The 2,816-nt window shown below is 50.3% G+C and carries 1 protein-coding gene and 1 pseudogene; one reads left to right on the forward strand and one right to left on the reverse strand.

What is annotated here, in order from left to right; all coding sequences use genetic code 11:
* Positions 1-1,111: pseudogene (locus Q0294_RS19015) on the forward strand (hypothetical protein); the annotation flags it as partial.
* A gap of 81 nt (positions 1,112-1,192) precedes the next feature.
* Here the strand turns inward: Q0294_RS19015 and Q0294_RS19020 are convergent.
* A partial coding sequence (locus Q0294_RS19020; protein WP_299468609.1) for a glutamine--tRNA ligase/YqeY domain fusion protein occupies positions 1,193-2,816 on the reverse strand: 1,624 nt, incomplete at its 5' end.

Here is a 2,816-nt window from a genome sequence, read left to right on the forward strand (position 1 = left end):
GTTTTCATTGGCTGCAGGTACTGCACAGGCTCAGTGGCTGCCCTTTAACAACTGTAATTCCTGTGCACCACCGCCTGTGATTCAAAACTGTTGTCCGCAACCTGTGGTACAGTGCCCGATTCCTGTGACTCAGACCACCTATCGACAGGTGCCGGTCACCGAATATCGTCCTGTCCAGCAGACTGTGATGAGACCCGTCACCGAAACCAATTACGTCGATCAGCAAGTCACCGAATATCGTCAGGTACTTGAACCAAGAACTGTCGATGTCCCTTGCACCACTTATCAAAATGTCACGGAGTGCCAACAGGTACAAAAAGACATGGGTCGCTGGGTCACTCAGCGTCAATGTGTCCCACGTGTCTCTCCCTGTGAATACGATAACCGTCCAAATTTGATGGGATGGATGAGCCGAAACAGTTATTCCATGAGAATGGCATTCACACCACAATATCGGACCACCAGACATTATGTGCCAAATGTGGTAACACAAAACGTTCCTGTGACACGTCAAGTCGCCGTGCAACAGACACGCAAGGTAAGTTACAATGTCGCCAAGATGGTTCCCTATACGACCACTCGTAAGGTCGCTGTGAACTCTACGCGTTATGTAAAAACAACCGTTACGGCGATGAAGCCGGTCACTGTCATGCGGTCGATTCCCACCACGCGAACCGCGTATGTCTATCCGTCTAATGGCGGTTTCAACGGTACCACTACCGCTCTGTTGCCATCACCTGAGCCTTATATCTCAGCTGAAGCACCTCAGCCAGTTCGTCAGCGATCAGCCACGAATAAAAGCAAATACGACGATACCTTTGATGCCAACGGTAACAAGTACGAACGTGATCCTGCTTCCGATCCACGGCGTTCCAGCCTGGAAGATGATTCTTCGTTCCGACGTTCTTCCTACGAATTACCACCTCAGGAATCAACGGCTCCGGCATTTCCCCCCACACGCCGCGCCGGTTATAAACCAGACTCCTCAGGTGACGCGCTTCCTTCCATTGTTCGCGTCAGTGGCTGGACACGTCGAGTTCCCCGTCCCGAAGAACAGACCGCTCCAGTGACATCTCATAGTGATGTTTCTGTAGCTCAGCGGACACCATAACTCAAAGTTTAACATGAGCACTTTGAAGTGCATGGGCTCACTCGTCGGACATCTGTCCGACGAGTGTTTTTTTATGCGCTGTTACTTCTTTTCTTTTGGTTGATTCTGAATCTGTTTTTCGACTTTGACCCAGGTATCCCGTAAAGTAACGGTTCGATTGAAAACCGGTTTCTCCGGCGTGGAATCCCTGCTGTCGACACAGAAATATCCCAGTCGTTCGAACTGAAAACGGCTGCCTGATGCTGCGGTTCTCAGGCCTGGCTCTAACTTACAACCCGCCAGGACCTGTAACGAGTCCGGATTGAGATTGGTTTTGTAATCCACGCCTTCCGGCAGATCTTCCGGATCAGGCGTGCTGAATAGATGGTCGTAGAGCCGGACTTCGGCATCTACGGCATGCGGTTCAGAGACCCAATGAATCGTGGCTTTCACTTTTCGGCCATCAGGGGCATTCCCCCCTTTCGTTTCAGGATCGTACGTGCAACGCAATTCGACCACTTCTCCGGCATAGTCTTTGATCACATCGACACAAGTCACAAAATAGGCATATCGTAAGCGAACCTCTATACCTGGAGACAGTCGAAAAAACTTCTTGGGGGGGTCTTCCATAAAATCCTCTTTCTCAATGTAAATGACTTTCGAGAAAGGAACTTTGCGGGTCCCCGCAGATTCGTCGTTCGGATTGTTAATCGCATCGAGTTCTTCAGTCGTGTCCTCGGGATAGTTTTCAATCACGACTCGCAGCGGATTTAAAACAGCCATGACGCGGGGCGCACCCTGATTCAAATGATCGCGGATGCAATTCTCCAGCACGACTTTATCGGTCATCGAATTATACTTCGTCACACCAATCGTCTTGCAGAACTCCCGTAATGCCTCGGGTGTGACTCCCCGACGTCGCATTCCGCAGATCGTTGGCATCCGGGGATCATCCCAGCCGGAAACATATTCTCCCTGCACCAGTTCCAGCAACTTGCGTTTACTCATGACGGTGTAGGTCATATTCAAACGCGCGAATTCAATCTGCTGCGGATGGAAAATCTCCAGCTCATTCAGAATCCAGTCGTAAAGCGGGCGGTGGTCTTCAAATTCGAGCGTGCAGATGGAATGCGTGATTTTCTCGATTGAGTCGGAAATACAGTGCGTGTAATCGTACATCGGATAGAGACACCATTTGTCTCCCGTACGATGGTGATGCACATGCCGCACACGATAAATCACCGGATCGCGCATATGGAAGTTGGGCGAGGCCAAATCAATCTTGGCCCGCAAAACATATTCCCCTTCCTTGAACTCTCCTTTTTTCATGCGTTCAAACAGGTCCAGATTTTCTTCGACCGACCGGGATCGTCCGGGGCTGGGTTTGCCCGGCTCTGTTGCAGTCCCCCGATACTCGCGCATTTTATCCGCCGGCAAATCACAGGCATACGCTTTGCCTTTTTTGATCAAAGCGACGGCAAAATCATAAAGCTGGTCGAAATAATCCGAGGCAAAATACTCTCGATCATCCCAGTCAAACCCGAGCCAGCGTACGTCTTCTTTAATCGAATCGACGTATTCCACATCCTCTTTTTCCGGGTTGGTATCATCAAATCGCAGATTGCAGAGACCGCCAGGGTTTTCGTTGGCAATGCCGAAATTAAGACAAATCGACTTAGCATGTCCGATGTGCAGATAACCATTCGGCTCGGGGGGGAAACGTGTA

This window comes from uncultured Gimesia sp., assembly GCF_937919775.1.
Classification (GTDB): Bacteria; Planctomycetota; Planctomycetia; order Planctomycetales; family Planctomycetaceae; genus Gimesia.